The organism is Streptomyces sp. NPDC048419 (genome assembly GCF_043200415.1).
In the GTDB taxonomy this organism is placed as follows: domain Bacteria; phylum Actinomycetota; class Actinomycetes; order Streptomycetales; family Streptomycetaceae; genus Streptomyces.
Genome location: NZ_JBICXT010000053.1, coordinates 1 through 23,235, shown reverse-complemented (window position 1 = coordinate 23,235; position 23,235 = coordinate 1). Strand labels below are relative to the sequence as shown.

At 65.4% G+C, this 23,235-nt stretch carries 21 protein-coding genes and 6 pseudogenes; 16 read left to right on the top strand and 11 right to left on the bottom strand.

The window, feature by feature from the left end:
* Positions 1-181: pseudogene (locus tag ACGFYN_RS45565) on the bottom strand (hypothetical protein); the annotation flags it as partial.
* A 559-nt stretch (positions 182-740) separates the two neighbouring features.
* Entirely contained in the window at positions 741-905 is a 165-nt protein-coding gene (locus ACGFYN_RS45560) for a hypothetical protein (RefSeq protein ID WP_393871886.1), read from the bottom strand.
* A gap of 708 nt (positions 906-1,613) precedes the next feature.
* Here ACGFYN_RS45560 and ACGFYN_RS45555 point away from each other — a divergent pair.
* A complete protein-coding gene (locus tag ACGFYN_RS45555; RefSeq protein WP_393871885.1) occupies positions 1,614-2,087 on the top strand; it encodes a hypothetical protein in 474 nt (157 codons plus the stop codon).
* 469 nt (positions 2,088-2,556) lie between these two features.
* Here the strand turns inward: ACGFYN_RS45555 and ACGFYN_RS45550 are convergent, their stop codons facing one another.
* A complete protein-coding gene (locus ACGFYN_RS45550) occupies positions 2,557-3,690 on the bottom strand; it encodes an IS4 family transposase (protein ID WP_393871884.1) in 1,134 nt (377 codons plus the stop codon).
* A gap of 317 nt (positions 3,691-4,007) precedes the next feature.
* Here ACGFYN_RS45550 and ACGFYN_RS45545 point away from each other — a divergent pair, with 317 nt between their 5' ends.
* Genes ACGFYN_RS45545 through ACGFYN_RS45530 form a run of 4 tightly spaced genes read left to right on the top strand, consistent with a single transcriptional unit; the run spans position 4,008 to position 5,391 of the window.
* Positions 4,008-4,403, top strand: a complete 396-nt coding sequence (locus ACGFYN_RS45545) for a hypothetical protein (RefSeq protein ID WP_393871883.1) — start codon at positions 4,008-4,010, stop codon at positions 4,401-4,403.
* 2 nt (positions 4,404-4,405) lie between these two features.
* Positions 4,406-4,969 carry a peptide deformylase gene (locus tag ACGFYN_RS45540; protein ID WP_393871882.1) on the top strand — a complete coding sequence of 188 codons (564 nt, stop codon included), beginning with the start codon at positions 4,406-4,408 and terminating at the stop codon, positions 4,967-4,969.
* Between the two features lie 9 nt (positions 4,970-4,978).
* Positions 4,979-5,161, top strand: coding sequence for a hypothetical protein (locus ACGFYN_RS45535; RefSeq protein ID WP_393871881.1), 183 nt, complete (start codon positions 4,979-4,981; stop codon positions 5,159-5,161).
* Complete coding sequence (locus ACGFYN_RS45530) at positions 5,158-5,391, top strand: hypothetical protein (RefSeq protein WP_393871890.1); 234 nt, start codon at positions 5,158-5,160, stop codon at positions 5,389-5,391. The genes ACGFYN_RS45535 and ACGFYN_RS45530 overlap by 4 nt, the downstream gene beginning before the upstream one ends.
* 185 nt (positions 5,392-5,576) lie before the next feature.
* Here the strand turns inward: ACGFYN_RS45530 and ACGFYN_RS45525 are convergent.
* Both ACGFYN_RS45525 and ACGFYN_RS45520 read right to left on the bottom strand, forming a co-directional pair.
* Positions 5,577-5,771 (bottom strand): annotated as a pseudogene (locus tag ACGFYN_RS45525) (ANTAR domain-containing protein); the annotation flags it as partial.
* Positions 5,772-5,831: 60 nt separating this feature from the next.
* Positions 5,832-6,206, bottom strand: a complete 375-nt coding sequence (locus ACGFYN_RS45520) for a CBS domain-containing protein (protein WP_393871880.1) — start codon at positions 6,204-6,206, stop codon at positions 5,832-5,834.
* Positions 6,207-6,936: 730 nt separating this feature from the next.
* Here ACGFYN_RS45520 and ACGFYN_RS45515 point away from each other — a divergent pair.
* The gene (locus ACGFYN_RS45515) at positions 6,937-7,647 is read left to right on the top strand and encodes a sensor histidine kinase (protein WP_393871889.1); all 711 of its coding nucleotides are present in this window, start codon (positions 6,937-6,939) and stop codon (positions 7,645-7,647) included.
* A gap of 474 nt (positions 7,648-8,121) precedes the next feature.
* Here the strand turns inward: ACGFYN_RS45515 and ACGFYN_RS45510 are convergent.
* Positions 8,122-9,127 (bottom strand): annotated as a pseudogene (locus tag ACGFYN_RS45510) (DNA topoisomerase IB).
* Between the two features lie 239 nt (positions 9,128-9,366).
* Between ACGFYN_RS45510 and ACGFYN_RS45505 the strand changes: the two are divergent.
* Positions 9,367-9,789: a CBS domain-containing protein gene (locus ACGFYN_RS45505; protein ID WP_393871879.1), complete on the top strand. Its 423-nt coding sequence runs from the start codon at positions 9,367-9,369 to the stop codon at positions 9,787-9,789.
* A 191-nt stretch (positions 9,790-9,980) separates the two neighbouring features.
* Positions 9,981-10,208: a DUF6480 family protein gene (locus tag ACGFYN_RS45500; protein ID WP_393871878.1), complete on the top strand. Its 228-nt coding sequence runs from the start codon at positions 9,981-9,983 to the stop codon at positions 10,206-10,208.
* A gap of 461 nt (positions 10,209-10,669) precedes the next feature.
* On the opposite strand, the gene ACGFYN_RS45495 is transcribed toward ACGFYN_RS45500, so the two are convergent.
* Positions 10,670-11,083, bottom strand: a complete 414-nt coding sequence (locus tag ACGFYN_RS45495; protein ID WP_393871877.1) for a hypothetical protein — start codon at positions 11,081-11,083, stop codon at positions 10,670-10,672.
* Positions 11,084-11,815: 732 nt separating this feature from the next.
* Between ACGFYN_RS45495 and ACGFYN_RS45490 the strand changes: the two genes are divergently transcribed.
* The gene (locus ACGFYN_RS45490) at positions 11,816-12,001 is read left to right on the top strand and encodes a hypothetical protein (RefSeq protein ID WP_393871876.1); all 186 of its coding nucleotides are present in this window, start codon (positions 11,816-11,818) and stop codon (positions 11,999-12,001) included.
* Between the two features lie 754 nt (positions 12,002-12,755).
* A complete protein-coding gene (locus tag ACGFYN_RS45485) occupies positions 12,756-13,025 on the top strand; it encodes a hypothetical protein (protein WP_393871875.1) in 270 nt (89 codons plus the stop codon).
* A gap of 100 nt (positions 13,026-13,125) precedes the next feature.
* Here ACGFYN_RS45485 and ACGFYN_RS45480 read toward each other — a convergent pair whose 3' ends face one another.
* A complete protein-coding gene (locus tag ACGFYN_RS45480) occupies positions 13,126-13,308 on the bottom strand; it encodes a hypothetical protein (protein WP_393871874.1) in 183 nt (60 codons plus the stop codon).
* 839 nt (positions 13,309-14,147) lie between these two features.
* Positions 14,148-14,736 (bottom strand): annotated as a pseudogene (locus tag ACGFYN_RS45475) (DNA polymerase III subunit alpha); the annotation flags it as partial.
* A 276-nt stretch (positions 14,737-15,012) separates the two neighbouring features.
* Between ACGFYN_RS45475 and ACGFYN_RS45470 the strand changes: the two are divergent.
* The 6 genes from ACGFYN_RS45470 to ACGFYN_RS45445 all read left to right on the top strand — a co-directional run bounded on the left by ACGFYN_RS45470 (position 15,013) and on the right by ACGFYN_RS45445 (position 22,616).
* On the top strand, positions 15,013-16,251 hold the full coding sequence (locus ACGFYN_RS45470) for a PP2C family protein-serine/threonine phosphatase (protein ID WP_393871873.1): 1,239 nt from the start codon (positions 15,013-15,015) through the stop codon (positions 16,249-16,251).
* Between the two features lie 477 nt (positions 16,252-16,728).
* Positions 16,729-18,216, top strand: a complete 1,488-nt coding sequence (locus ACGFYN_RS45465) for a glycosyltransferase family 2 protein (RefSeq protein ID WP_393871888.1) — start codon at positions 16,729-16,731, stop codon at positions 18,214-18,216.
* Complete coding sequence (locus ACGFYN_RS45460; RefSeq protein WP_393871872.1) at positions 18,213-19,850, top strand: ArnT family glycosyltransferase; 1,638 nt, start codon at positions 18,213-18,215, stop codon at positions 19,848-19,850. Before ACGFYN_RS45465 ends, ACGFYN_RS45460 begins: the two co-directional genes overlap by 4 nt.
* 127 nt (positions 19,851-19,977) lie before the next feature.
* Positions 19,978-20,931 (top strand): glycoside hydrolase family 5 protein, encoded by a 954-nt coding sequence (locus ACGFYN_RS45455; RefSeq protein WP_393871887.1) that lies wholly within the window; start codon positions 19,978-19,980, stop codon positions 20,929-20,931.
* A 635-nt stretch (positions 20,932-21,566) separates the two neighbouring features.
* Positions 21,567-22,103, top strand: a complete 537-nt coding sequence (locus ACGFYN_RS45450) for a dsDNA nuclease domain-containing protein (protein ID WP_393871871.1) — start codon at positions 21,567-21,569, stop codon at positions 22,101-22,103.
* A gap of 96 nt (positions 22,104-22,199) precedes the next feature.
* Positions 22,200-22,616, top strand: a complete 417-nt coding sequence (locus ACGFYN_RS45445; protein WP_393871870.1) for a nuclear transport factor 2 family protein — start codon at positions 22,200-22,202, stop codon at positions 22,614-22,616.
* A 151-nt stretch (positions 22,617-22,767) separates the two neighbouring features.
* Here the strand turns inward: ACGFYN_RS45445 and ACGFYN_RS45440 are convergent.
* Positions 22,768-22,974: pseudogene (locus ACGFYN_RS45440) on the bottom strand (IS3 family transposase); the annotation flags it as partial.
* A 33-nt stretch (positions 22,975-23,007) separates the two neighbouring features.
* Positions 23,008-23,127: pseudogene (locus ACGFYN_RS45435) on the bottom strand (IS110 family transposase); the annotation flags it as partial.
* Positions 23,128-23,235 lie beyond the last annotated feature (108 nt).

Genomic DNA, 23,235 nt, shown 5'->3' with positions numbered 1-23,235 from the left:
AGGTTGTGATCAGCGACGAGTACAGGCCCTCGCGCCGCAGCAAGGCGCCCTTGGCCTGCTTGTCGAGCCCCTCGTACTCGGCCAGGATCCGCGCCTTGTACGCCGCCGAGCACCGGCGATGACCGGTGGAGCGGGGTGTCACCTGCGGATCCGGGGTCCCGTGGCCGTTGGTGCTGGCCACTACGGGCACTTCTCCTTCTCCGCCCTCGACTCAATGAATCATCCAGTATGCCTGGCTCGACCAACGTTGCCAGAGAGGGGAGCGACTCGCGCAGCTGCGTTGCCCGCCATGACCCTCAACTTCTCCTGCGGTCAGGGTCTCCACGCTACGAGGGGAAGGTCAGGGATCCCCATGGGGACCGTCGTGACCTTTCAGCTGGGGAATATCGAGAACTTCCACAGACGAATGGGGGTGTCGCTGCTGCCTCAGGTCCGTCGTACTTACGCGCCCTGGGGCCGCACTCCGGCACTGGGGCATCGGCTCACTGGAACGTGCCTCGATGGCCGCAGCCCTCGGCTACCACGCCACCCGACTCTGACCGGGGCCCTCGCCTGTGTTTCCAGCTTAAGCCGGGCAGCTACGACACCGCGGCCCTGATCGAGGAGCTGGAACACGGCACAGTGTTCTACGCCGGGGAACGGGTGGTGCTGGGTCTGGGACGGACTCTCCGCCCATTGAGCCGGACTATGCGTGCCTGGGTCGCCGAACAGGACTGGCTGACACTCGAACGACTACCCGCCTACGCCACCGAGTTCAACCCAGTTGAACTCCTGGGGTCGTCGATCAAAAAAGCGAACTCGCCCACCTCGCCGGCGAACACCTCGCCGATGTCGCCGACGCCGCTGAACAAGGCATTCACCGCATCAACCAGAACAACCAACTCCCCTGGTCCTTCCTGGCCCACATCGGTCTCACCATCCAGCCGCCACCACACCCACACAACCAACGAAAAACTCAGGTAGTGCCGAAAGGTGCGGCGTCGGCCTGACGACTTTGGTCGCATGTGTTCGGTTCGCGGATGTTCTGCAGTGGACAGACACCGCACATTATCGGGGTGTTACCGGCGGTTCGAGCGAACTTCCTTGCGGATTCCAGTCGTTGTGTCGGGCGCTGTTGTGCGCGTCCGTTCGATTCTGTAGGCTCCCACGGCAAAAGATGCTCCGGCCCGAAACATCTGACTGTCCCCCCACAAGGGCCCCCCTTGTGCCGCGACGCCTTTCCCCCACCCGTACGCCGTCGCGCTACGCCTGGGCATTCCTCCGTCATCGATCATGACGTCACGCCAGTCGCCTCCCCACCGCTTCGGCTGCCCTCGGGCCACGAGCGCTTCCGGCTGTGCGCCCATGCACCGAGTTCTTCCCGCGGACTCGCCGCTCTCGGCCCGCAGGGCATTGGGCGCGGTGGTGAGGCAGCCACCACCACTTCAAGATCAAGAGGAGAAGACGTCCATGAATCACCGCAAGGCCCGGTTGTTCACTGTCGCGACGGCTACCTTCGCCTTCGGGGCCGTCGGTGCGGGCACAGCCCTCGCCGAGACCCCAACCTTCTGCGAGGGCAGCTACGTATGCCTGGAGAACGGCACTTGCCGCAGATCCGGGGATATGGCGAGTGGGTGCCCCTGACTTCCAACTACACGAACTGTTATGGGGACAACCCGAGCAACAACATCAGCTGGAGCGATCACAACCAGTACACCACCTCCAATAGCGTGACTGTCGGTGCCAGCGTCGAGGTCGGGCTGAGCGCGTTGGTCAAGGTGTCGATCCAGACCAGCTACCAGCACACCTGGGGCTGGTCGACCGGTACGACTCAGACCTTCAGCGCCTACGTGCCCAAGGGCTACACGGCACATCTCCAGCACCGCTATCAGCGGCAGGAGGTCACCGGTGTGCTGTGGATCAACTACGAACACACCGGCACCGGCCCCCTGGAGGGACACGGCCATCACTACTGGGCCATCACCGACTTCACCGCCACGTCCCCGGTAGCAGACCCCCGCAACGGGACCGTGGACGACCAGGTCTCCCTCTCGAAGCCCCAGCGCGTGGGGCCGGGCGACTGCCCCGACTGGCAGGCAGTCCTGTGACGTATGACGGTGACTCCTCCTCGTCGTTGTTCGAACGCGGCCTGTTAGGGCACGCTGATCCGATCGATCAGCACCTGGAAATCCGGGCGGGACATGCCGGTGAGGGCGGGGTGAGACAGGGGCTGGGAGAGTGCCATCCGGCTGGTGGTCGCGCCGTCCTTCGCCCAGTTACGCAGCTCCTGGGCGGAGGAGAAGTAGTGCGCGTCTGCGAGACGGTGACCGGTTGGGCGTCCATGAGCGTGTGTCGGCGGGCAGTGCTCACCCCGTGGAGAACAATGCCGTTGCTTTTGGTGGTTATTGCCATCTGTGGTTCACGGTGATGACGGCTGGTGGACGGCGGTGGCTAGCAGGTTCGTCGGGGGCCTTGCTGCTGAACGGGGTGATCGACGACTTCAGTTTGCGGGGGCAGTCGCGTAACCGTCGTCGTGGCAGGAGGGACCAACGGATCTCGGCGAGGCCGACAAGGCGGTCATGATTTCGGGCTGAGGGGGGAAAAGCCGCACGGCGCGATCACCGAACGGCGGACCACATGCAGTGCCCGGGTAAACGATGTCCGCTCGGCGGATGTCTGCCCGATCCGGGCCGCCTCGTTGAGCAGGTCACGGGTCGCGTGGTGGACGATCAGGTGGGCGTAGATCTCCTGCCTGACCCCGTCCGGAGTCTGCGAGCGCAGGACCGGCCTGCCGCGCTGGTGAGTCTTGATCTCGTCGAAGACGATCTCGATCTCCCAACGCCGGGCATACAGGGCGGCGAGTTCGGCAGCCGGATACTCCTCATGGTCCGTCAGACTGGTGACCAGCCGGATCACGTCCGCCTGGCCGTCGACGCGGTACTCAATCACCCTCACCAGAGCTGGTGGAGCTTTGACGGTTTTAGCGGCCTTGGCGTGCTTGTTCGCCTGGATCCGGGCCAGGTAACTCCCGTCCGGCAGGACCTCCTGCACCCTGCGGGCTGCACGGCGCTCGATCCTCCAGAGCAGGTGGGCGCCCCGGTCGCGAAAGCGGTGCCAGCGGGCCAGGCCCCATAGTCCACGGTCCACCAAGACCAGCGTCCCGGCCCCGATATGTGCTTCCAGCTCGTCGGACACGATCCGCTCGGAGTCCTTCCAGCCGCCGACCACAGCGTCCAGTACCGCGTGCGACGAGCACTCCGTCACCGCGACCACCCGGGCTTGCGGGTAGCCCATCGGACAGCGTTGTGAGCCGGCTTTGCCGAACGTCTCCCGGTTGTGGGCCGAGTCGGGAACGGCCAGCAGCATTCCGTCCAGGGCCAGGACTCGCAGCCCGTGGAAGAGTTCCGCTCTCCGGCCCAGCGGCCTGGCCACGGCCCGGAACAGCTCTCGCATCACCGGCCAGCCCAGCCGTTGCCTCGCCCGAGTCAGGGATGACTTGTTCACCCCGGCCCACGGCCGCAGCGTCGGCTCTCCGGCCTTCACCAACCGCAAGACTTCGAGGTAGTCGGCCTGCGGAAACAGGCACAATGCGAGCACGAAGTACACCGTGAACCGGGCCGACAGCACACGTCGGCGCTTTTCGGTGCACCCGGCCTCGGCAACGACCCGGTCCACCAGCTCAGCAGGACACGACCGAGTCAGGATGCCCAACCCCAACCGCTCCTGACGCGACACCAACACGCATGGCCCAACACCACGCACACCCCAAAAGCAACGGCATTGCCGTGGAGAATCTCGGGGTACACGGGTCAACTTGGCCCCCTTTTTAGGTGATTGGCCAGGCCAGCACGTTGACTTGACGGGCCACCAGGAGCGGACCGCCGTGGCGGCCCGCTCGGTGTGGGTTACGCGTCGCCCTCGTCCTCGTCGGGCTGCTCGGGCTCGAACTCCTGGCGGCAGACTCCGCACAGGATCGGGCCGTCCTCCAGGGACCTGGCGGTGACCTGACCTGGAGGCGGCGGGCGGGCTTGTCGTCCTCGGTCCGGCGCTGGCGGACGATGGCGAACCGCCGGCCCGCGCGCCGCTTCTTCGTCGGCTGCTCCTCGTCCTCCCCGCCGTTCATCCAGTACGCCTACTCAGTGGGGGACGACAAGTGGGGCCGCTGGTTCCAGCGGGCCGTGCGGCTGCCGACCAAGCACCTCGAAGTGCAGCTCGCCTTCCCCGCCGCTCTGGACCCGGTGGTGTGGGGCACCGAGACGTCGATGACCGCCGAGGCGGCGCCCTTGCGCACCGCGCCGGTACGTACCGAGGAGGACGGGATGCGCGTGTTCACCTGGAACACCACCGCCCCGGCCCTGCACGCCCGCTACCGTCTCGAAGGGAGAATGCGTGCGGTCAACACCAGCGAGGGAGAGCCCAGGTGAGCATGGTGCAACCCAGTCAGCGGATGCGGGAGATCGGCGTCGTCCAGTACGGCGCCCCGGTCCTCACCGAGCCGTCCCGCCCCTTCAACCTGCCCGCCGAACGCGAGGCCGCCGAACGGTGCATCGACCAGCTGTACGCGGCCATGGAGCGGATCGGACAGGTCCACCCCTTCGCCAAGGGCATGGGGCTGGCCGCCCCGCAGATCGGTTTCGGCCGGGCCGCCGCGGCCGTCCAGCCGCCCGGCCGGGACACCCCCGCGATCGTGCTGCTCAACCCCCGGATCACCGAGACGTCCGAGGAGGCCGATGAGCAGTACGAAGGGTGCCTGTCCTTCTTCGATGTCCGCGGCATGGTCCCCCGCCCGCTGACGATCACGGTCGAGACCACCGCCCTGGACGGCACCACGGTCACCACAGTCTACGAGCGCGGCATGGCGCGGCTCGTCGCTCACGAGGTCGACCACCTCGATGGTCTGCTCTACACGGCCCGGATGCGGCCGGGCGTGGAGCCCATTCCGGTCGAGGAATACCAGCAATCGGGCCGGGCCTGGGCATACGACTCCTGACTGAACCCCTTGAGTGACCTGGAAGAACACGTGATCTACGACCCGCCGCACCGCATGAAGGGCGCACCGTGCCTCGGCGTGCCCCACAGCGCCCCGGGCCCGCTCTGGCTGCACCTGCCCGACGAGGAGACGGACGAGTTGCCGCAGGACGACACGGCGTCCCTCCTCGCCCCGCGCGAGGAGGAGCGGTGACGGGCCTGTGGCGGCAGGTCCTGACCGCCCTCAACAGCGACCAGCCTCACGCACAGCACGACCGCGAGCGGCTGCTGGCCCTGGGGGCGGCCGAGCTTGCCCACGCCCGCCGCACCAGCGAGGCGCCGGTCACCGTCAAGGACGTGCAGCGCATCGCCCTGGCGGAGTTCTCCCTGCTGCTCGACGACGCACAGGCCCGCTCCGCTCTTGCCCAACGCCGCCGCGGGTGACCCCACGGGCGCCTGCGCTTTGTCGGACCATGACCACGGTGCTCCAGCAGGCCGTCCGGCCGGCCGGGCATGTCATCCGCGGTGGCGGGCCCGCAGGACCTGACCCAGGACCCGGCGTATCGGCGCGGCCGGAGGCCGTCCGGCGGTTGTGGCCACCAGCTGCTCGGCGACGGTCGCAGCTTGACGTTGCTGTGCCGGGAGACGGCCACCAACACGTCCCACGCCTGCCATGGGGTGCACCGGCCCACCGCTATGGTCATGCCGCGGGCCTGGTCGATCATCGGGTGGGATTCCAGCGCCTCGCGCAGCCGCTGAAGCTCCGTGGTGATCTCGGGGCCGGGAGGCTGGGCCGCATCCTGTCCGGGGCGTCGAGTCGTCACATCTTCTCGCTTGCCCGCGCCCAGGGCGGTATGCCGGTCTGCACGCGCACTTGCCGGTTCCTATACGTTGGGGTCGGCGGCGCTGATGTCGCCCAGGGCGGAGCCGGGGTCGCGTTCGACGGCGAGGTCGCCCAGCGAGATGGTGCCGACCGGCTGCCCGTTGTCGACGACCGGCAGGCGGCGCAGGGCCTTGCTGCGCATCAGCTGCACCGCCCGGTCGATGTCGTCGTCCGGGGCTACGGCCACGACCTCGCTGCTGCACGCCTCGCCGACCGTGCGGCCGGTGACGTCGCCGCCCTCGGCCAGGATGCGTACGGTCAGGTCCCGGTCGGTGACCAGGCCCCGCAGCTGGCCACTGTCGGTGACCAGCACGGCGCCGATGTTTTCGTCCCGCATCGTGGCGGCGACCTGGTGCACCGGCGTGTCCGGGCCCACCGTGGTGGGCTAGGCGGTCATGACCTCGCGAACCTGCTGAGCCACGTGTCCTCCATCAGATGATGCATCCCTTGAGCCGACCGGGTCCGGCGGGCCTGTCACCAGCGGATACCACCGGCTTGCCTCCGCTACGCGTACTGCGTGGATGTTCGCCCGGGCGGACGGCCACGAGCCTGGCGTCGCGTCGTCCGGCGACGAGACGGTTGTGGTCGAGGCGTAGCGGGACGACAAGGCCGTGGTGCAGCGCCGCGTTTCTGCTTCCGGCGCCGGCGGCGGTCCGCGATGATCGAGCCTGCGGCGGTGTGGCACGGTGCTGCGCCGCCCGATCACCGACGAGGGAGAAACGATATGGCCTCTACCCGGAAGGATCGGCGGCTGTTGATTGCCACTCAGGGTGAGGATGTTAAGGGTAGGAGTGTGCCACTCCGGATGAGCATGGCGATGTGATCGGTGGAGGTGGGTTGATCTCCGGGGTGCCGATGCGTTGCAGGTGGCGTACGTGTCCGCGTCGCATGCTGTGCCCGCTGTAGCGGCGCAACGAGCGCCGCAGACGGCGCCGTTGCCTGCGCCGCTCGGCGGCGCAGGCCAGACAGCCCTCGCCCGTGCATGCGAACCCGGTCGTGCTGCGGAGAGGCACCACTGAGGCGCGGGCTGGCCGCTCCCTCGGTCTCCGCCGCCCGTGCCCGGCTTGGCAGCGGTCCCGGGGTTCATGGCCTGAGCCCCGGGACCGCTGCCGTACCGCCCAACACACCGGAACAGAGGTGCGGCCCGGTCTGCCGGCCGGGCAGACGGGCAGGCTCGGGCCGCTGACCCATGCACACGTGGTGTCACACGGACAACGAGGCGTCCCGATGAACGGCACGGCCGTGTCAACGGTGATCCTGTCCCGTCCCGCGATCGAGGGTGGCATCTCCTCGGCCAGCAGCCCCACCGTGACTCCGTCGACCTGCCGGCTCTCCTTCATGCGGCAGCCGAAGCCCACCGCCCCCGGGCCGACGCCAAACACATCACCCCCGTCGTCACCGCACCACCCGACGCCTGCAGTCTCACCGCCGACGAACACCTACTGACCCGGGTCATCGGCAACCTGCTCGACAACGCCCTGCGCCACACCCCGGACGGCGGCCGCATCACCCTGGCCTGCCCCCACACCCCGGACCAGGCCGCCTTCAGCGTCAGCGACACCGGCCCCGGCATCGACCCCGCCGACCTGCCCCACCTGTTCACGCCGCTCTACCGTGGCGAAATCTCCCGCAACCGCGCCACCGGCGGCGCCGGCCTCGGTCTCGCCATCGCCCATCGCATCGTCCTCGCCCACGGAGGGACCCTCACCGCCCACAACACCGACCCGCACGGTGCCCGCTTCACCGCGCGGCTGCCGATACCCATGCCCCCACCCAGTGAGCCAGGGCCGGTTCCGCACAGCGGAACTGGCCCCTGAACCAGCGTCCACTCGAGGAGAGGGCGACAGCGTCAGCCTGTCATCGGTACCGGGTGGCTCTGGCGTAACAAGTGGGGTTGCGGAGCACCACCTGCGATCCGGCTCCCGTGGCGCTCCTCCCGTCGAGGGTGAAGAGGAGATGCTCTCAGTTGCGGAGCATGCACAGGACCGCCCGCTCTGCGGGTCCCCGGGTGGCGGGGATGCCGTACGCGCCCTCGTCCCCCAGCCGCGGCAGCGCATCGGCGATGGTCACCTGAGACCTCCGAGGATGCCCCGGCCTTCGGGCCGGGGATGAATCGGACTCCTGCGGAGCAAGGCAGGGAACGGGGTTTCGCCCTCAGGGCGAAAGACCGCCCACACGGTCGGGTAAGCTGACTGCCGTGCGTTGCGAGAACCAAGCGCGTACGCCGTGCTGATCGAGAGCCAAGACGGCACATGCACCTCCAAGCTTTGCGGTACGAACCCGGGCTGGTTTCAACCCGGCTGGTGTTGATCGTGGAAGACCTGTCGGGTCGCTGACCCGCAGGCGGCGTGAGCCAGGAATCCCCCTGCTTCAGCTGGGGGAGGATTCAAGTTCTCTTCGTAGAGCTCGATCACCCGCGGGTTGATGTACGAAGCCCGGCAGACCGCAGGTGTGTTGCCGAGATAGCCCGCCACTTCGCCCACCGCGCGGGCGATGGCGCGGCGCCTCGCAGTCTCACTGCGCGCGACACGCCGTGAAACGGCCAGCGCCACGGCGGCCATGACAGTCGCGTGCCAGGTACGGAAGTCCTTGGCGGAGACCTCCAGACCGGCCACTTCCTTGAGGTAAGCGTTGACGTCGTCACCACGCACCTCGTGCCAGGCGCGCCGCTCCCAGTAGGACAAGAGCCGGTCACCACCGCCGCGACGCCTCAGCAGGGCAGTTAGGGCGCGGCAGGCGGCTGGATCCGCGACGGTCTGAGCGATCTCCTTGCCTCCCTTGCCGATGTAGGTGAACAGGACGGCACCTGACCGGCAGCGGGAGTGTTCGCGCAGGAGCGTCGTGAGGCCGTAACTGTTGTTCAGCTCGGTGTAGCGGGTCACTGCCGATGCGGAAGAACCCGAGATCGAGCAGGCGTACGGCCGTGGCGAGGACGCGACGGCGAGTCAGCCCGCGTCCGCTCAGGTCCTGTTCAATCACGTCCCGTACGGCGGGCAGCACTTCGGCGACATCGAGAACGTGGTCGTGTTTGGCCTGCTCCTGCTCGGCACGAAACTGTGGGTGATAGAGGTACTGACGGCGTCCGGCGGTGTCAGTACCCACGGCCTGCAAATGCCCGTTGGCCCGTCCGCAGATCCACACGTCCCGCCAAGCCGGCGGAATGACCAGTCCCCGGATCCGAGCCAACTCTCCCGGCTCGCTCAATGAACGCCCCCCTACGTCGAAGTAGCGGAAGCCGCGGCCGTGGCGCCGGCGGTGATACCCCGGCTCAGTGGGACGACTGTGATAAAGGCGCACCCCAACCCGACCCCCTTCGCAAGCACGACAGTGCGCGGAAAGCGTCCGCTCTCTTCGAATACCCGGAATGCGGAGCACCAGCGGCAACGCACCTCGTGCCGCGCCCGGCCAGCAACCCGCCCGAGGACGTGAGGCGGCCCCCTGGCCCATCGCCGAGGCGGGATCGCCAGCCGCCTGAGGGTACTCGTCGCCTGCACGGCGGTGAACAGCATCGCCCCACTCCACGGAGGGACAATTCCATGACTCAGCATGTCCGCGACATCATGACGACCACCCCGACGACAGTCGAACCGCAGACGTCTGTGCAGGCGGTGGCCCGGATGATGCGCGACGAGGACATCGGTGCCGTGCTCGTCACCGAGGGCGACCGGCTGCGTGGGCTGGTCAGCGACCGTGACCTGGTGGTACGCGCGCTGGCCGAAGGCGGCGCCCCTGACCGTACGACGGTGGCCCAGGCGTGCAGCGAGGAGCTGGTCACAGTCGGGCCCGACGACGACCTGGCCGTCGCGGTGCGCGTGATGCGCAAGCATTCCGTCCGACGGGTACCGGTCGTCGACCAGGAAAGGCACCCCGTGGGCATCGTCTCCATCGGTGACCTGGCCATGGAGCGCGATCCCGGCTCGGCCCTCGGCGACATCAGCGCCGCGCGTCCCAACCAGTGAAGGGTCCCCTCTGGCAGAGCTTCCGCTATTACCGGCAATGCAGAATCCGATCCCCTCGTCGCGCGGGGGCCAGGAATATGGCCGCATGACTGCGCTCCCTGCTTGCGCCTGCCTCATGGCATAACTGACCAGCACGGCCGGCCAAAGGCCAAGCGGCCGCAGTCGGCCCATAACTGAGAGAAGGCTGTAGCATGACCAGCCCTGATCCCGAGCCGTCACGAACTCCAGGACTCGAACCCGGCGGCGGGGTACCGCCCGGCGAGACCCCACCCGCCGAGGCAGGTGGCACGTCCGGCATTTCCCATCCCCAATCCGAGCTGCGCAAGGGCTGGGGTCCGATGCCGCTCGTCCTCATCATGGTGGTAGTGGCACTGGTGGCGATCGGGTTGATCGCCATGGTAATCGCTTTGATCGCTTAGCATCAGCGGGCAGCGCCACATACGGATTGACGTACCGGAACGCAGTTCAGCAAGCCAAGAGCAACGCGGCCGACACACACGAATTTGTTTGGGTATTCATCGGGTTGAGCGCGCTGCTTGCTGGCGGTGGGCGCGCTGATTGCCGCGGTTATCACATTCGCTGCCGATGGTGACATGTTGGCCGAACTCCATTCGGCGCGGTAAAGTCGGGCATGATCGATACTCATCAGTAACGACGATGCTTGGGCGGCCGCGATCGGCGACGCCTTCCAAGTGGGTTCGCGAACAGACCAGTTGCTCCATCGCTGGACCAAGACGTTCGTACACACGTCTCCGCAACGACCCACCACCGCCAAGGCCACCGACTACCTGGACCGAGGTCGCGGGGATCAACGTTGCACATCTCATCGGCAAACGATCAACGGCTATGAAGATCCTGGTGAGCCGCGACCTATACCCCCTCAGGCTTGTGAGAGTTCCGGGCCTCGAGGCCCACCTGATGTGCCGGCTCGCCGTCGACGCGGCCGCGACGATTGCCAGGCAGGTCGCCAGCGCGGCGAAGGTCGGCACACCGCGCCCATGGTTTGCAGAGAGACGCCGCCGAGGAGGGCGCCCAAGGGGACGGTGCACCAGCCGATCATTCGGGAGACTCCGTAGACGCGGCCCTGGAGGCGGTCGGGGGTCAGGGCGTAACGGTAGGCCGCATTCGTCGTCTGGAAGATCGGGCCCATCAGGGCGCCGACCGTGTAGACCGCGCCCAGCACGAACACGCCCGGGGCCAGGGCGAGCGCCACCATCTGCACGACCCACCACCACAGAGCGCCGAGCAGGATCACGTTCGCGGGGATCAGGCACTGCACCGGCGGGGCCGCCACGGCACGGCGATCGCGCCCACGCCGAACAGGCCAAGGAGAACACCGGCCCGGGCCGGGGGCTGGCGGGCCCCAAAGTCCAAGCCGGCGGCCCGAGCCAGCTTGTCCGTGCAGGTCAAAGGCCGGTTGGTCTTCGAACCATCCTTATGGGTGAGCCTGCCTGGTGGGCGGTGGGGCAGGTGCAGGCGATGGGATGGCTCGAGCGCATTGAATCCTCCCCCAGCTGAAGCAGGGGGATTCCTGGCTCACGCCGCCTGCGGGTCAGCGACCCGACAGGTCTTCCACGATCAACACCAGCCGGGTTGAAACCAGCCCGGGTTCGTACCGCAAAGCTTGGAGGTGCATGTGCCGTCTTGGCTCTCGATCAGCACGGCGTACGCGCTTGGTTCTCGCAACGCACGGCAGTCAGCTTACCCGACCGTGTGGGCGGTCTTTCGCCCTGAGGGCGAAACCCCGTTCCCTGCCCTGCTCCGCAGGAGTCCGATTCATCCCCGGCCCGAAGGCCGGGGCATCCTCGGAGGTCTCAGGTGAACGCGTGATGGAGCGGTGGACGACGAGCCTGTGGGGCTTCGTGCTTCCCGCTAAGCGGGAGCGGGGCGAGGCCGTGGCGATGCTGCTGCGGCAGTGTGACGAAAAGGCCCTGATCGTCGGTGGGCAGCGTGTCGTGGTACCGAACGCCTTCGTGATCGAACTGCTTCGGAGGTCCACCGGCAGCTGGCGGAGAGTGGCTGGCCGGTGGAGCCCGTACTGGTCAACCAGGTGCGCCGTTATGCTGACGAGCGGGGTTACACCTTCGCCGGCCCGGTCGTCGTCGACCTGCGTCCCGCGCCAGGCGATGCGACCTTGCGGTTCCGCGTCCACAGCCGCATCGCTCCGGTTGACGAGCAGCCGCAGTCCATGGTGGCTGACACAACGCGCTGACCAGCGGTCCAGCCCCAGGTACGACTTTTCCCGGATGATCCGGTCTGTCCAGGGCAAAGGATAAGGATCTAATCGCAAGCGTCCCGGAGTGCGGGCGAGGGAGCCATCAATGCCCTGCATTTCACACACAGTCACTCATGACCAGGCGCCTCACCCGGAACAAGCCGAACCCGTCCCGTCCGCTCCCCACGGCGCGCGCCACGTGACGTCGGTCCGCACAGGTCCTACACCATGGCCGCCCCAATGCGGCGACCACGCTGACAGCGGCGACAGCGACTATGGCGGCCCGGCCGGTCCCCGGCGGAAACAGCTCAGAGCCGCGTTCGCCCTCCGCCCGCCCCGCGCCGATCACCGAACTCGGATTCCAGCCAGTGGGCCACCAGCAAGTCCACAGAGGCACCACCTCGTCACCGCGATCCACGACCTGGCTAACGACTGATCAAGAAACCGAGCTGCTCAGCCCCGCGGGATCACGTCCGTGGGACACAGCACGGCGCACGGGGCTGGGCAAGCCCGCATCCCACGGCGGGCGACCGGGCCCACCGCCGGGCCGCAATCGGTTCGATGCGAGGCGAGGGAAAGGCCGAACTGTGAGCGGGAACGGCCTTCCCCCGGGGAACGGCACCACTCCAGGCACCCGGACGATCCGTCCTCACGCCTGCCTCGCCCACAAACCCCTACGCCGTGCTCCGATCTGACCCCCTAGCGATCTCCCTACCTGGGCGAAGAACGACTTGTCGGCTGCGACCGCGCGATGACCGTGCTGCGCCATTTCAGCCGGGCCTGCGCCTGCAGCTCGATCGCGGCCGTTTTGGGGCCGGCTCCGGTGCGCCGGCTGGTCTGGGTGGCTTCGGGCATCACGCACCGGCATGCCCGGAGTCTGTCCGGATGTCAGCCGGCCGCGCGGGCCTGGCTGGGTGTCAGCTCGCTGGGCCTGATCGGATGGTGTCGACGTGCAGTTGGGATGGTAGCCGTCCAGGTGAATGGCACGACGCCGTCAACGGTGATGTTGCGCTTTCCGTGATCGGGGCAGGGCATTCTGCTCGTGGTCACAAGAGCGTTTTGTCCCGGCGAGGTTGTTTGGTTCCAGGGGCAGGGCCCCGGTAACGCCGCGGTACCGGCTCTCAGGCGGGAGGTCCGGCCGCCTCGGCGTCGGCGGTAGTGGCAAAGGCCCGCAGAACCTGGTCGGTGCCCGTCATCTCAAGGATCCTCAGCAGTTGCGGCGGCACACAGGCCAGCACGACGCTAACCCGGGCCTCCAGAAACGGGCCCGAGCCGGTCACCTCGACCGAGGACCGACCAACCATCGTGTCTCCCAACCGCCTCGCCAGGAGCCGCCTGGCCGACTTTTATCGAGCCTACCGATCCCGGCACCATGGGCAGCGGGGTCAGCGCGGCGCACCGGCACGACGGGACGACGGGACGAGGGAGCCTTTCGTACATCATGGAGCAGAGTCGGCGGTGGACTTTCCCGAGGAGCCGCGCCCGGGTGCTGCTGGCCATGGCCAGGGACCCGGGCGCGCGGTCGTAGGGAGGTGGCAGCCGTCTGCCGCATCTCCGCGCGCACCGTCCAGCGCATCGTGGCCGATCTCGAACAGGTCCCGGCTATTTGAATCCTCCCCCAGCTGAAGCAGGGGGATTCCTGGCTCACGCCGCCTGCGGGTCAGCGACCCGACAGGTCTTCCACGATCAACACCAGCCGGGTTGAAACCAGCCCGGGTTCGTACCGCAAAGCTTGGAGGTGCATGTGCCGTCTTGGCTCTCGATCAGCACGGCGTACGCGCTTGGTTCTCGCAACGCACGGCAGTCAGCTTACCCGACCGTGTGGGCGGTCTTTCGCCCTGAGGGCGAAACCCCGTTCCCTGCCCTGCTCCGCAGGAGTCCGATTCATCCCCGGCCCGAAGGCCGGGGCATCCTCGGAGGTCTCAGGTGAACCGAAAACGGGCCGGGCGGGGCACCGAGTGCACCGCCAACCGCGACCACCCGTTGCGGCATCCGGCAGAGACCGGGCTCCCTGACCTCCTCAAGCCTCCCACCGGCCCCACACGCAACCACGCTAGGGAGCGTCGTTGGTCCCCTGCAGCCCGGCCCGGATGGCCATGAGCATGCGCGTGTTCTTTCGAGCTGGAAGAGATCGACGGTGTCCGGATCCGGTCTCGGCCAGCAGACGTACGGCCCGGGTGGGGTCGTCGCCGACGGCCTGGGCGATGCGGTCGGCGGCCGCCGCCATGACGGCCGGGTCCTTCAACCAGCGTTCGCCGCCGTCCAGGTGCCGGCGGTCGACGGGCCGCAACAGCCGAGCAGCGTCGAGCACGTCGGCCAGCCGGTGCTGACCGGGGTCGGCGTAGCGGACCGCGTTTCGTCACCACTGTGCGGACGCCGAGCTGGTCGGCCAGGCCCACGGTGCGTGCGGCTAGCCGCAGGGAGCCCATGCCGGTGCCCTGCCGTCCCAGGTATACGGCTTCCAGCCGCAGCTGCTCTCCGGCCAGCTCCCGCCACGGCGCGAGCAGCTGCTCGGCGACGTCGGGGCGGCCGTCGGACAGGGCCCCCGCCGGTTCGGAGGCCGGGCCGAGCAGCACCACCAGGTCCTGGTCGGCGTACGTACGCAGGGTGGGCCAGGACACGACCGGCGCCGCGCCGCCTGCCTCGGTGTGCGCGTCAGACACCCGGCGGCACAGCCGTGCCCATCCGGCCGCGTTCTGTGCGAGCAGGGTGATCCGCAGCGGCCGCTCCAGAACGTGCGCGCCAAGTTGGCGAGTCCGGCCAGAGTGATCACACGACCTGCTGTGGCGCTTGAGTTGGGGAGCTGATCGGCAGAGTTGGCGGGCAACCGTTCGGCACGGTTGCGCCAGCGCCTTTGCGGTCCCTGAGACTGTCGTCACGAAGGCACGCTGCAGATACTTACGGGCCGATGGCAGGCGATGTGCCCAGGTGCCGAGGGCGCCGACGAACGGTAGAACGTAAGGGTGAGGGACGAGAACAGCCCTGATGAGGATGCACGGCCGCAGCGTGTGGCGAGGCCGGGGATCGACTACCAGGCGCTGTTCGCGGTCACCCCTAGCCCCTATATGGTGCTGGGCCCGGATCTGGTGCTCGCCGACGTCAATGAGGCGGCTTGCCGGGTGACCGGCCGCACTCGGGAGGATCTGCTCGGGCGGTACCTCTTCGATGCCTTCCCTGACAATCCGGCGGACCCGGATGCTGACGGGGCGCGAAATCTGCACGCCTCCCTGCACCGGGTTCTGCGCTCGAAGGAGCCGGACACGATGGCGCCGATGGAGTACGACATTCCCGTGGCCGACCGGCCCGGCGTGTTCGAGGAGCGGTGGTGGTCCGCGATCAACACCCCGGTGCTCGGGCCAGATGGGCAGGTGGAGTGGATCATCCACCGGGGGGAGGACGTGACCTCGTTCATCCTCTCCCACCCTCGCCCGCGAGAAGGCGGGGCGCTCAGCGACGTGGAGGCGATGGAGGTCGAACTGTACGCGCGGGCGCGCGAACTCCATCGACTGAACGAGGAACTGCGCCAAGCACACGCCCGGGAACGCCAGGTCGCCCTCACCTTGCAGGAGGCCATGCTCCACTCGCCCCACCTGGCTCGGCACCGGGACACCGCGGTGCGCTACTTGCCCGCCACCGGGTCCCTGAACGTTTGCGGCGACTGGTACGAGGTGGTCGACCTGCCCGAGAACAGATTCGCCGTCGCGGTCGGCGATGTCGTCGGCCACGGCCTGGAGGCCGCCGCCGTCATGGGCATGCTCCGCAGCGCGCTGTCCGCGTCCGTCCGGGCCGTCGAAGGGCCCGCGAGGGCCCTGGACGTCCTGGGCCTATATGCACGCTATGTGGAGGGTGCGCTGGCCACCACCGTCGTCCAAGCCGTCGTGGACACGCACGCTCGCCGCATCACGTACAGCAGCGCCGGCCACCCGCCCCCCGTCCTGCTCCACCAAGACGGCACCTGCAACCTTCTCGACCAGGCCACCGACCCTCCGCTGGGGGCCCGCCCCAAACACGTACCCCGCCTCCAAGCCGGCCTGCCCTACACCCCAGGCGATACCTTCGTGCTCTACACCGATGGCCTCATCGAACGCCGCGGCGAGGACATCGATGCCGGCCTGCAACGCCTCACCGACGCGCTCGCCCGCCATGGCCGCCACAACCCCGAACGCCTCGCCGACGCCTTGCTCGCGCAGCTCGGCGTCAGCAGCGGCGCCCACGACGACATCGCCCTGATCGTCATCCGCCTATGACCCGCGCGCCGCCGGGACTCACGAAACGTCGAGGTTAACGCGAAAAACTTGTCGCCTGTCTGGCTGCTGACGGCCCATCTTCCGTGTGATAGGCCGGGGAATGAGGTATACGCGAGCGGGCTGGCGCCTGCGGAGCGCTGCATCGGGGGCAAATGGATGAAATGCAGACCGAGGGTAGTTGGTCGCGCAGATCAAAGCCGAACTTTCGGCCATGATGATTCGCATGCCGTTAAGCGGCGCAGCCGATGAGACTTGCCGACCTCTCGGCCGAAAGGATTGTGGGACCAGGCTGAAGGGCCCGATCTTGTACTACGACGGCTTGTAGGGGATCCTGGAATGACCCTCGAAGTAGCAGAGAGCAATACCCTTTCGAATGCCGCGAGCTCGTCCATCGAAATCTCCAGGACGTCGTCCTGCGTGCTTCCAGAGCCGCCGAACGATCGTGAGAAATACTCGTATGTTAGACAACGGGTCTGGATGCTGACCGTCAGTTCACTCATCAGTATCAGCTGCCTTGTCTATGGACAGTTCAAGTTGGTCTGGTCATCGCCATGGCTGTGTCTCTATCTACCCTTTCTGATCTTCACGATCCTGTACTATTTGGCCTCCCTTCGTGTGAACGCCTTTTCCCGTGAATTTGATCTCAAGGCTCACCGTTGCATGGTGGAGCAGTGGCGTCCCGAAATGTACCCGACGGTCGGGGTGTTCCTGCCCGTCTGTGGCGAGCCGGCCGAAGTTTTGCACAATACCTGGAAGTACGTACGGAAACTCGCTGACCGGTACCCCGGCAAAGTGACTCCGTACGTATTGGACGACTCCCACAACCCTGAACTGGCCGTCTTGGCGTCAGAATTCGGTTTTGTTTACGGAAGTCGCACAAACCGTGGCTGGTATAAAAAGGCCGGAAACCTCCATTACGGATTGAGTATCTCCGATGAGGAATATGTTCTTGTGCTTGATGCAGATTTTGCGCCTCGGGCAGATTTGCTCGAGGAGCTACTGCCGTACATGGAACATGATCCGAACATTGGCATCGTCCAATCGCCCCAGTATTTTCGGGTACTCGATCAGCAGACCTGGATCGAGCGTGGTGCGGGGGCAGTCCAGGAGTTGTTTTACCGAGCCATCCAAGTTTCCAGGCAGAATCTCAATGGATCAATCTGCGTTGGCAGCTGTGCGGTGTATCGGCGTACTGCACTTGACTCCAACGGGGGCACCACGCTCATCGAGCACTCCGAGGACGTGCACACGGGCTTCGACTTGAGGGGCCTGGGATGGGACTTGCGGTATGTACCGATCAACGTTGCCACCGGAATCTGCCCGGACAATGCAACTTCGTTCTTCAACCAGCAGTACCGGTGGTGCTCTGGTTCCATGAGCCTGCTGGGCAGTAGAAAATTTTGGTCCGCGAAGCTCTCCCTTGCAACCCGCCTCTGCTATATGTCCGGCTTCTTCTACTACATCCACACGGCGCTCTTCACGTTTCTCGCGCCGCTCATCCCGATCTCCCTACTGCTCGCCATGCCGGACAAGTTCAAGGTCGGATACGCAGCCTTGGTGCTCCCGAGTGTCCTTTACGCAACTTTGATCTTCCCGTTGTGGCACCGATGTTCGTACGGGCTGGAAGCATGGGCCGTACGCATGATGTACGGCTGGTCGCATCTGTTCGCCATCTGGGACATTCTGTTGAGCAAGCGCATGACCTGGCGCCCCACAGGTTCATCTGCGGCAAAGGAAGCTGTGGGCCGACGCTTCCGTGTGGGTGTGTGGGCCTGGGGCGGTGGCTCCGCACTGGTTTGGGTATGCGCCGCAGCTTGGCGAGCATTCACTCTGTATCCGCCAGACTTCGCCTTGGTTCTAGCCGGCGGACTCTTCTACGCCGTAGTTGTGGGCCGCGTTATTCTTCAGCCTGGTGCCGCTGGCGTGGGAAATGTCAGCATCAGTTCGCGTCGGCTCACCGTATGACGGATCTCAGTGTTCAAAGCCGGATCATCGAACAGCCAATGCCTCCATCATCAGGCCACGAAAGCCGTAAAGGGTCTGATGCTCAGCATGTGAAGGTTTCACTCGCGCCCAATCGCAGAAATCTTTGGTTCTGCCGCGCAATCCTGCTCTGCATCCTACTCGTGCAAACGGTGCTCTCTCTGCGGCTGACGAACACGGCGTTCGAAGACGAGGCACTTTACTTGTACGCAGGCCATCTGCACCTAGATCATTTGATCAACGGTGCTCCGTATCATGGGGAGTTCACTCAATACTTCTCCGGCTCCCCTCTGCTCTACCCGGTGCTCGCTGCGCTGATCGACTCCGTGTGCGGCCTCGCTGGAGCCCGGGCCCTCAGCCTGGTCTTCATGCTTGGGGCAACTGCACTGCTGTACTCGCTGTCCCGGCTGCTGTTCCAAGAACGGGCAGCCCTCTGCACGGCTGCAGTCTTCAGCGTCACACAATCCACCCTGACCTTGGGCAACCTGGCTACCCATGACGCACCGGTAATCTTTCTGTTGGCTCTCGCCTCGTGGATTGTTGTTCAGTCCGCCGACAGCCGCAGCCCGCTGCTCTGCCTGATCGCGGCGCCTGTGCTCGCCCTATCAGTAGCCGTAAAGTACGCCGCCCTGGTGTACGTGCCTGTAGTGCTGCTGATCGCAGCCTTTGTCGTCTTCCGGCACTGCGGGCGTCGACAGCTGATCCTGTGCGGCCTGCTCCTGCCTACAACAACGGGGGCCATCCTTCTCTGCGCACTACGAGTCGTCAGCGCCTCGTACCTGGAGGGATTGAAACGTACCACCACAGAACGCGAACGAGGCACCGCCTCCGTGATCGATCTGCTGAGTGATTCAGCTCTGTGGGGTGGACTGATGGTCGCGCTCGCCCTGCTCGGAACCATCCTTTATGCGAAGCAGGGGTGCGTCAGAAAGGCTGCCTCTGACTCGACGGAAGGACTCCCGTCTAGGCTGTGGAGGTTGGCCTTTGGGCTCACCCTTACTAGCGCCGCTTTTCTCGCACCCCTCTATCAGATGCATCTGCATACTGAGACCTCATTGCACAAACACATCGGGTATGGCCTGCTCTTTGCGGCGCCCATGGCGGGTGTGGCACTGACTCGACTGGCCGGTGCTCGATTCCGTCAACTATACGCCGTCATTAGCATTTGGGTTGTCCTGCTGATGATGGGCGTCGCTCAGGCCCAGTCGCGCTATTACAGTTGGCCGGACAGTAGCGGCCTTGTCGCATTCCTCGAGCCTCTACTCACGAGAAATGGCCACTACCTCTTAGAAACGAGATGGCCAGCCACATACTATTTGCGCAACGAGTCGGATCCGCAGCAGTGGGCGTCGACGTATTACATCAACTACACCGACCCCAGAGGGGCTGTGCATAAAGGCGACGACGGTTATAAGGCAGCGATTCGGAATGGCTACTTCGATATTGTTGTACTAACTAACACAACTACCAAGGCGCGCTCCGACAAGATCGGCCAGCAGTTGGACTCAAGCAAAAATTACCGATTTCTCTCCCAGCTGTCCATGGGTGACCACTTTCCGAGTAGCAGGTACCGAATTTGGGTAAAACGCCGATCGCCAGTAAAGCGTGGCAAGTAATTCGACACATGGTCTGGAGAGGTTAGTGCGCTTTTTTCAGCCCACCGGGAGCCGGTTCGTCCGCACCGCCTTCGTTGCGTCAGCTGCATTCATCCTAAGCCTCGCAAATTCGCCCGCGCCCTCTGCCTTGGACGGCGCGGTCCCCACCCCCGTCGAGATCAATGGCAAACTCCGAGTCTGCGCCACCCATTTGTGTAACCAGTCCGGTAAGCCCATCCAACTGCGCGGCATGAGTACTCACGGCACACAGTGGTACGCCCACTGTTTGTCCGATGGCGTGATTGACGCAATGGCCTACGACTGGAAATCGACCGTCCTTCGCGTCTCCACCTACGCGCGCCAAGGCGGGTATGAGAGCAATCCAGAGAAGTTCACGGAATTGGCGAGCAGAATCATTGACATGGCAAGCGCTCGCGGCATGTACGTAATTGTCGACTGGCACGCCATTAACCCGGGCGACCCCAACGAGGATCTCGAAAGGGCCCAAACATTTTTCAGCAGGATCGCGAAAAAGCATAAGGGCCAGCCTAATGTGCTCTACGAGATCGTCAATGAGCCCCATAATGTGCCGTGGTCAAGGATCAAGAGATATGCTGAAAAAGTAATCCCGACGATCCGTACCTATTCTCCCGACAGCGTGATCCTTGTAGGTACTCCAGACTGGTCAACCCTCGGAGAATCCGCCGTTAGTGCTCACGGCCCAGGGAATGAGCGTGAGGTCATTAATGATCAGTTGCGTGCGCCCAACATCATGTATACATATCACTTCTATGCGGCGCGACACCGGGAGAGGTACCTGGCAACCCTGGACCGTGCGTCCTCTAAGATTCCTGTATTCGTCTCGGAGTGGGGCACCCAGTCATGGCAGGGCTACGGAAATGATTTCCCTATGTCTCAAAAGTATGTCGCCCTGATGGCCAGGAAGAAGATCAGCTGGGTCAACTGGAGCATTGCAGACGGCGACCATGACGGCGACATCTTCAAGAAGGGGGCCTGTTCGGGAAGCAAGTTCACTGGAACCGATGTGCTCAAGCCCGCTGGCGTCTGGATCCGTGAAAGGATCCGGGGGCACTCAGGCTGAAGGTCACGTTAGTACTCCAGCAGCATTGGGTGAGTGCAGTGGGCTGGTTGTCGGCCCGTGTTCTCTTTCCCGGGCCGCCCCTCGATCGTGTGCAGCCGCCGCTGATAGTAGCAGCGTTGGGCGACGGCTTGGCGTCGTCTGCGCAGCAATGCCACTTATTTAAGAAACGGCCAGGATTTTGATGTGGGGCGGGTCCGGGTGGCGGGTTGTGGTTTCGGTTGGGAGTTTCTTCCTGTAGGCGTGGACGTGGACGCGTTTGACGGCGCGTGGGCTACTGCGGTTCCTCCGGCGGGGGTTGAGCCTTTCGACGATTTCTGCGCGCGCCGCCTCAAGGGCGTTCATGAGGTGGCGAGGGGGAAAAGCCCGCCTGGTCCGTGACCTGACGTCGGATAATGCGCAGCGACCGCATGAACCGAGCTGGAGTTCGCGGAGGCATTCGCGGCAGTCCGGCAAGCCTCTCACGGGATGGCCTTCCTCCTTCGACCATCGGAAGCCGCACAGCGAGGTGGGCAGGTCGTTGTCACACACCGTTACGCACTGGTGCTGGAGTGTGATATGGGTAGAGATCTTCAAACCCGCCGTCCCAACGGAGCGGTGGGGACGTGCTCTCATGCAGGGCTGGAGCGGGGACGTCGATGGTCGATACAGCGGGCATGGGTGCCGGGGCCGAAAACGTCGGAACACCCACTGAGCCGGACGGTCCGAACGGTTCAGCGCAAGCACCCTTCGAACTGGCCCCGGAGGAAGACAGCGGCTCGGACACGCTGGGGCGTTACCGGTTCCAGGCGGAAGTAGCCGCATGGGACTGTCTCGCCATGCTCACGCAGGACACCATCGACTTCGTCGTCTGCGAGGGGCACGAGGACTTCGTCGTAGCCTGGGCCGACGGATCGGTAGAACTGGTATCGGTCAAGCACCGCGAAGAGAGCCAAGGCACTTGGCCCCTCGTTAAGTTGTGCAAGAGCGGCGGCCTTACCCACCTCTTCGACCGCTGGTGCGCCTGCGAGTGCGCCGATGTCGAAGCCTGCGTTGGCGGTCACGGCCCTGGTCCCCTCCTGGTACGGCGTGCGTCGCGACTCCTCCCGCCTGTCCTCGCCCTACCAAGCGATGGTCCGCAGAGCCTAATCAGCAGTCCGGAAGAAGTGGCGGGGCAGGGGGGATCAGCCACGTGAGCCATCGAGGGCAGCCAGCATGAAAGCCATCCCTGCCCCACCCGCGCTGTCCCAGAGTCGCGAACTCCCGGGACACACTCAAGAAGGTAGGACAGCATGACCGACATCCGTGATGACCGCATCGCTCTGTTCGACAATCTGCAAAGCCCGGCCACCCAGCCCAAGTTCTGGGAGCGAGTGGCCGACGATGTCGACTGGACGGTGGAAGGCACTCATCCGCTGGGCGGCCGCTACCGCACCAAGACGGAATTCATCGAGGCGACATTCACCCGGCTTGACCGCGTGCTCCAGGGCGGCGTCCAGCTGAAGGTGGAGCGTATGTACATCGACGGCGACACGGCGATCGCTGAACTGCTGTCCACTTCGACCAGCCTGGAAGGCGCGCCGTTCGCGAACCGCTACTGCTGGGTCTGCCGGTTCGACGGCGACACGATCGTGGAGGTACGCGCCTACCTCGACTCTTCAATGGTCGACTACACCGTGCTGCGCAACGAGATCGCCATGAAGAAGTAAGACGCCGCGCACGGCGCGGCGTGGCCCGCCTCAGCGGGCGGGCCACATGGCCAGCGGCGCTCTGTCGTAAGGAAGCCCCGCCCGGCACGCTGAGGAGGCGGAGGGGTGTTGTCACGTTTGAGGTGACCCCCGGAGTGTGGACACAGGGGGTTCATGCTGCGAGTGAGAGTTTAGCTGTCTTATGGTGCTGTTGTTCGAACTCCATCGGGAAGAGGTAGCCCAGGGCGCTGTGGCGGCGGGCGTTGTAGTAGGTGAGCCACTGGAATATCTCCAGCCTCGCCTGCCGCATCGTCAAGAACAGTTTCCCGTGCATCGTTTCTCGCTTCAGGCCCTGCCAGAAACTCTCGGCCAGGGCGTTGACGCTCCTATAGTTGTCAACTCCCCGCAGAGACCGTCTTCGGGGCAGTCGGATGAGGTGGTAGACCTCGCGGATCACGTAGCGTTTGAGGCATCGGATGATCTCGCGTTTCGTCTTGCCCTCTGCGGTTCGGCGAGCGACGTAGTCGATCGTGGGCTGGTGGAATGGGTCTGCCGCACGATCGGGTGACATCTGAACTGGCTTGCCCTGTGGGGCGGGTGGGAAGGATGTCACTGTGCCCAAGCCTTATCCGGAGGAGTT

Coding starts and splice junctions, on each gene's coding strand:
- ACGFYN_RS45450 (WP_393871871.1), top strand. CDS start 21,567: ATGGTCGATACAGCGGGCATGGGTGCCGGGGCCGAAAACGTCGGAACA.
- ACGFYN_RS45465 (WP_393871888.1), top strand. CDS start 16,729: ATGCTGACCGTCAGTTCACTCATCAGTATCAGCTGCCTTGTCTATGGA.
- ACGFYN_RS45500 (WP_393871878.1), top strand. CDS start 9,981: ATGACCAGCCCTGATCCCGAGCCGTCACGAACTCCAGGACTCGAACCC.
- ACGFYN_RS45485 (WP_393871875.1), top strand. CDS start 12,756: ATGACCGTGCTGCGCCATTTCAGCCGGGCCTGCGCCTGCAGCTCGATC.
- ACGFYN_RS45480 (WP_393871874.1), bottom strand. CDS start 13,308: ATGGTTGGTCGGTCCTCGGTCGAGGTGACCGGCTCGGGCCCGTTTCTG.
- ACGFYN_RS45445 (WP_393871870.1), top strand. CDS start 22,200: ATGACCGACATCCGTGATGACCGCATCGCTCTGTTCGACAATCTGCAA.
- ACGFYN_RS45540 (WP_393871882.1), top strand. CDS start 4,406: ATGGTGCAACCCAGTCAGCGGATGCGGGAGATCGGCGTCGTCCAGTAC.
- ACGFYN_RS45505 (WP_393871879.1), top strand. CDS start 9,367: ATGACTCAGCATGTCCGCGACATCATGACGACCACCCCGACGACAGTC.
- ACGFYN_RS45460 (WP_393871872.1), top strand. CDS start 18,213: ATGACGGATCTCAGTGTTCAAAGCCGGATCATCGAACAGCCAATGCCT.